We start from the raw sequence: 6,000 nt of genomic DNA on the forward strand, positions 1-6,000 counted from the left end.
ATCTTTCGATCAGGGCTTTTTGAATTTGGAGCGGGAAACGAGACTCGAACTCGCGACCCCAACCTTGGCAAGGTCACCGAGATTTATACCATTAAATGATGTTAACTATAAGTGTATGATTTAATTTATTATGTGTAGTTTTTAGTGGGGTGAAATTTTTAGAAATTTAGATCATTTAAGGGTATTTTGGTCACTTCATATTGGAAATTTTAATCAATAAAAGTCACCTATATTTTGGTGCTAATTTTCATGAGAAATAACAACATTATATAATTTAATATAATGATTCTTGATCCGCATGAAAATTTTTTATATTCAATTCAATAAATGAATATTATGCTCAATCCTATTTTGGATCATCTGGAGATTCTCTGTTTGAATTTGTCCAGGTGAACCGTACCGGGTTTGTCGGAGAGACACTGTTGCAAATAGAGATTTGAGTCGATGATGTTCCCTTTAAAAAGTGCTTAGAGACCGGAAACCCTTTTGATTAGACACACTTCACCCTGAGGCTGACCATAGTAGAATGATGATGGTTGTCCTTTACGTAGTGCACGCATGACTTCAATACCTTTAAAAGTTTTACCATTCACTACTTTTGTTAATTTCTTCATTAATCCAGTTTAAAAAATGGTTCACTTTCATAATGTTTTCATGCGTGCGAGGATAAACTAAGTGATGAGCAGATATAGCTATAGAGAAATCATCAGAAAATACTTTAACCAACTTTCCTGATTCCAAATAATTCTGAGTAAGTAAGTTGCTTTCTAAAACAAATCCTAGGCCATGTGTGGCTGCTTCAAGTGACATGTAAGAGCGATCAAAACTAAAAGTATAAGGAAATTCAGGAATACTTAGGCCTTGGTGTGCAAACCATTGAGGCCATGTCACCAGAGTGGATTTTGATAAAATTAGCTCTTTTTTTAATAAATCTTTGGGCCTAAATACTGGACTACGTTCAAGTAATTTTGGCGATGCAAGAACTTCTAATTTTTCACTCCGAACCGTTCTAATTTCGACACCTGTCCAATTCGAAATGCCATGACGAATATCAATATCAATTTTATCACGCGTAAAATGAAGATTTTCATAAGAACAGGACAAGTTCACCTGAATGAGAGGGTATTTTTCTTTAAATGATTCAAGGCGTGGCATTAGCCACAATAGGCCAAAACTTGGAGAAGAATGGATATATAAGCTATCTTTTGGACTGTTATTTGATGCTTGTTCAGTAGCTAATACAAGGCTATGCAGGATATTAGTAACTTCTTGATAATAACGCTCCCCAGAAGGAGTTAATGTAACACCTCTTGCACCACGTATAAATAGACTTTGACCAATCATTTCTTCTAGTTTTGCTATTTGATGACTGACAGCAGATGGTGTAAGGCTCAAAACCTCTGCTGCTTTTGCCACATTTCCTAATCGAGCAGTTTGTTCAAACGCTTGTAAGGTTTTTATTGCAGGCACTTGGTTGTAATTTTTTTCACTATTATTCATTTAAAATTCCATTTTTCTTTCGAATATTAACTAAAAATATCATAGGCATGAATATTATTCATGCCTAGTTGAGTTTAACCTTATTGCTGCTCACTGTGAAAAAAGAGAATCTAGCGATGAATAAATATGTTGAAGAAAAGAGGAATAGACATGTTACTACAAGGAAAAGTAGCGTTAATCACAGGTGCAGCATCTGAACGTGGTATTGGTCGTGCAACAGCAGAAGTCTTTGCACAGCAAGGCGCCAAAGTCATTATTGTTGATCTAGATCTTGCGCAAAGCCAGCATGCGGCTAAAGCATTGGGCGAAGGTCATTTAGGTCTAGCAGCAAATGTTGCTAATGAAGAACAAGCACACGCTGCGGTGGAACAAGCCCTTCAACACTACGGTAAAATTGATATTTTGGTCAATAACGCAGGCATTACCCAACCTGTAAAAACATTAGATATCAAGCGTAATGATTATGATCGTATTTTGGATGTCAGTCTGCGTGGAACGCTCATTATGTCTCAGGCTGTAATTCCCTCAATGAAAGAAAACGGTGGAGGAAGTATTGTGTGTTTATCATCCGTTTCGGCACAACGAGGTGGTGGTATTTTTGGAGGTCCACATTACAGTGCTGCCAAAGCTGGGGTTTTAGGATTAGGTAAAGCGATGGCTCGCGAGTTTGGTGCAGATAATATTCGTGTCAACTCACTTACACCAGGTCTGATTCAAACAGACATTACGGGTGGTTTAATGAATGATGATCGTCGTCATGACATTCTTGCAGGAATTCCACTTGGTCGCTTAGGTAAAGCACAAGATGTTGCCAATGCAGCGTTATTTTTAGCCAGTGATCTATCAGCCTATTTAACAGGTGTAACTTTAGACGTAAATGGCGGAATGCTGATTCACTAAAACTCAGTATTAGTATTAAAAAATTCAAAATAGAGACATGGCCACGAGAGGATATTGTGGCCAAATGTAAAGGGACTCGCATGATGGATACTGTATTTTCATCTGATACAGATGCTATTCGTAAATCTGCATATCGAAAAATTGCATTTCGGTTGATGCCATTTTTAATGCTTTGTTATTTTTGTGCTTACCTAGACCGTGTAAATGTTGGTTTTGCCAAACTTCAAATGATGAGTGATTTACAGTTTAGTGAAGCTGTTTATGGACTCGGTGCAGGTATTTTCTTTATAGGATATTTCTTATGTGAAGTGCCGAGCAATATTGTGCTGCATAAAGTTGGTGCTCGACGTTGGATTGCTCGGATCATGATCACATGGGGTATTTTGTCAGGCTGTTTTGCATTTGTTGAAACAGAGTGGCAATTCTATACCTTACGCTTCTTACTCGGTGTTGCTGAAGCTGGATTAGCGCCAGGTTTATTACTTTATCTTACATATTGGTTCCCCTCTTATCGTCGGGCCCGTATGACTGTGCTTTGGTTTATTGCGATTCCAATTTCAGGAATGATCGGTGGTCCTCTATCTGGCTTAATCATGGATCAAATGAACAATGTGCAAGGATGGCATGGTTGGCAATGGATGTTTGTACTTGAAGCTATACCTACAGTGGTTGTTGGTTTGCTAGTCCTCGCAGTTCTAAAAGATTCTGTTCAAGATGCACATTGGTTAACAAGTGCTGAAAAGAATTTAGTTCAGCAAGAAATCGCTCAAGATAATCAACAGAAAGAAGGGCATAGCAGTATTAAAGACTTCATTAGTGATAAACGCTTGTGGTTACTAGCTGGAATCTATTTTTGTGTCGTAATGGGACAATATGCAATTACTTTCTGGTTGCCGACATTAATTCGTAACTCGGGTATTAGTGATAACTGGCATATTGGCTTGTTGACCAGTCTACCTTATATGTGTGCCATAGTTGTAATGCTGTTAGCAGGCCGTAGCGGAGATCACTTTAGAGAGCGTCGCTGGCATTTAATTATTCCTATGTGTGCTGGTGCAATTGCACTGACCTTCGCAACATTGTTTGTGTCAAATCTAACCCTATCACTGATTTGTTTATGTATTGCGGCATCAGGTGTACTCACCGCATCTTCTTTGTTTTGGATGTTGCCAACTAACTTTTTAGGTGGTGTTTCAGCTGCCGCAGGTATTGCTGGAATCAATAGTTTTGCCAATCTCGCTGGATTTTGTTCTCCGTTTCTCATCGGCTGGATTACCACTAATACAGGTTCGAATGCCATAGGTATGTTCTTAATCACAGCAGTCTTAGTTGTTGGCGCAAGCCTGGTACTACGCATTCCAGCAAAACTGGTTAATCGTTAATAAGAGAAGCTAATCATGTCAAATATTAATAAAGAAGCTCGTATTGCTGAACTCCAGCAACGTGCATATAACATTCGTCAACATGCGTTACGTATGGGACAAGTACAGGGCCAAGGTTATGTTGGACAGGCCTTAGGTGCAGCTGATCTACTTGCAGTTTCTTATTTTCATGCAATGAAATATCAGCCTGACAATCCTGAGTGGGAAGGAAGAGATCGCTTTTATCTTTCAATAGGTCATTATGCAATTGCTTTATATGCTGCTTTGATCGAAGCAAAAGTTATTCCAATTGAAGAACTAGAAACGTATGGTTCTGATGACAGTCGTTTACCTATGTCAGGCATGGCAACTTATACCCCTGGTATGGAAATCACAGGTGGTTCATTGGGTCACGGTTTAGGCATTGCGGTAGGTGCTTGCCTCGGATTAAAGCAAAAGAAATCAGAATCCTTTGTTTATAACTTCCTATCAGACGGTGAGCTGAATGAGGGCTCGACATGGGAAGCTGTCATGTCAGCTTCACATTGGAAATTAGATAATCTCATCGCAATTATTGATGTGAATAATCAGCAAGCCGATGGGCATTCAAGTGAAATTCTAGCTTTTGAACCAATTGTAGATCGTTGGCAGTCTTTTGGTTGGTATACCCAACGCGTAGATGGCAACAATATGGAAGCTTTACTTGATGCTTTCGATCAAGCGAAAAGTCACGAAGGAACATGCCCAAGGGTCATTATTTGCGATACCAAAATGGGTAAAGGTGTTTCATTTTTAGAAAGCCGTGAAAAAACACATTTTATTCGCGTGGATGAACGTGAATGGGATGAAGCTTTAAATATATTAACCCATTACGGCAAATAAGGAGTCTAGATCCATGAGCCAATTAGCGAACTCTCCTAAGAAAAAATTAAAAACGTCTGCCATGATTGCTTCTATTGCTGCAGAAGGGCAACCAACCAAGTCTGCACCATTTGGACATGCTTTAAATGCACTAGCGAAAGAGCGTGATGATATTGTTGGATTATCAGCAGATCTATCCAAATATACAGATTTACATATTTTCGCGAATCAAAATCCAGACAAGTTCTTTCAAATGGGAATGGCCGAACAACTCTTGATGAGCGCTGCTGCTGGATTAGCTCGAGAAGGTTTCGTTCCTTTTGCCACGACTTATGCTGTTTTTGCTTCACGCCGAGCTTACGATTTTATCTGTATGGCGATTGCCGAAGATAATCTAAATGTGAAAATTGTAGCAGCCCTTCCTGGTTTAACTACAGGATATGGACCAAGTCACCAAGCAACAGAAGACATTGCCATTTTCCGTGGAATGCCAAATCTAATGATCATTGATCCATGTGATGCCTTGGAAATTGAACAGGCTATTCCGCAGATTGCTGCTCATCAAGGTCCTGTTTATATGCGCTTGTTGCGTGGTCAAGTTCCATTGGTACTGGATAAATATAACTATCAATTTAAATTGGGTAAGGCCCAAGTCATTAAGCCTGGTAAAGACCTCTTGATTATTTCTACTGGATTACTGACCATGCGTGCGCTTGAGGCAGCGGAAGAGCTAGAAAAAGAAGGGGTAGAGGTTTCTGTATTACATGTACCTACGATTAAACCATTAGATGAACAGACCATTTTAGACGAAGTGGCTAAAGGAGGTCGTCCAGTTTTAACTGCTGAGAATCATTCTGTGGTTGGGGGCTTAGGTGAAGCAGTTGGAACCTTGCTATTAAGAAATGGGCAACATCCACGTTTTGATATGATTGGTTTACCTGATGCATTTTTAGATGCAGGCGCATTACCAACACTACATGATCGTTATGGTATTTCTACAGAAGCCGTTAAAGCAAAAATTAAAAATCACTTAACCTAAGAGAGTCCAACTCTGTTAGTGAATTGAGCATGGTGTATGACAGGAGTCCCGCCATGCTGCAATTTTATCACACCACTTTTAATCCAATTTAATCATTCAAAATAGCTTATTCAATTAGCTGTTTAGGGAAACTTATATTCAAAATTTGCAGGGATTGTGCAATGAAAAAAAGTAATTTTTTATGTCTTATTAGTGTACTTATAGGAACAAATACAGAGGTGGTTCCACTTGTTTGAACAACTAAAAGCGTATTTATAAGTGATATTCCGCTCTAGTTAAGCCACCTTGTTTTGTTGGGGTAGCTGATCATAGTAAAACTCATTTGGTGTCATTTTGTCT

At 39.0% G+C, this 6,000-nt stretch carries 5 protein-coding genes and 1 pseudogene; 4 read left to right on the plus strand and 2 right to left on the minus strand.

The annotated features are described in order from the left end of the window. Positions 1-467 precede the first annotated feature (467 nt). A pseudogene (locus tag FTU55_RS06080) lies at positions 468-581 on the minus strand (IS6 family transposase); the annotation flags it as partial. A gap of 1 nt (position 582) precedes the next feature. Beyond that, a complete protein-coding gene (locus tag FTU55_RS06085; RefSeq protein ID WP_104470991.1) occupies positions 583-1,470 on the minus strand; it encodes a LysR substrate-binding domain-containing protein in 888 nt (295 codons plus the stop codon). 180 nt (positions 1,471-1,650) lie between these two features. On the opposite strand from FTU55_RS06085, the gene FTU55_RS06090 reads away from it, so the two are divergent. From FTU55_RS06090 to FTU55_RS06105, 4 genes are all read left to right on the plus strand, one after another. Next, entirely contained in the window at positions 1,651-2,400 is a 750-nt protein-coding gene (locus FTU55_RS06090; protein WP_104484449.1) for an SDR family NAD(P)-dependent oxidoreductase, read from the plus strand. Between the two features lie 83 nt (positions 2,401-2,483). Further along, positions 2,484-3,782, plus strand: coding sequence for an MFS transporter (locus FTU55_RS06095; protein WP_180046511.1), 1,299 nt, complete (start codon positions 2,484-2,486; stop codon positions 3,780-3,782). Positions 3,783-3,797: 15 nt separating this feature from the next. After that, complete coding sequence (locus tag FTU55_RS06100; RefSeq protein WP_104484451.1) at positions 3,798-4,643, plus strand: transketolase; 846 nt, start codon at positions 3,798-3,800, stop codon at positions 4,641-4,643. 13 nt (positions 4,644-4,656) lie between these two features. Beyond that, a complete protein-coding gene (locus tag FTU55_RS06105; protein WP_100535580.1) occupies positions 4,657-5,661 on the plus strand; it encodes a transketolase family protein in 1,005 nt (334 codons plus the stop codon). Positions 5,662-6,000: the final 339 nt, after the last annotated feature.

It is taken from the genome of Acinetobacter sp. YH12117, assembly GCF_013418865.1.
Lineage (GTDB): Bacteria > Pseudomonadota > Gammaproteobacteria > Pseudomonadales > Moraxellaceae > Acinetobacter > Acinetobacter indicus.

What these genes read in the sequence shown, in the direction of transcription:
- FTU55_RS06090 (WP_104484449.1), top strand. Translation starts at nt 1,651, where the DNA reads ATGTTACTACAAGGAAAAGTAGCGTTAATCACAGGTGCAGCATCTGAA.
- FTU55_RS06095 (WP_180046511.1), top strand. Translation starts at nt 2,484, where the DNA reads ATGGATACTGTATTTTCATCTGATACAGATGCTATTCGTAAATCTGCA.
- FTU55_RS06100 (WP_104484451.1), top strand. Translation starts at nt 3,798, where the DNA reads ATGTCAAATATTAATAAAGAAGCTCGTATTGCTGAACTCCAGCAACGT.
- FTU55_RS06105 (WP_100535580.1), top strand. Translation starts at nt 4,657, where the DNA reads ATGAGCCAATTAGCGAACTCTCCTAAGAAAAAATTAAAAACGTCTGCC.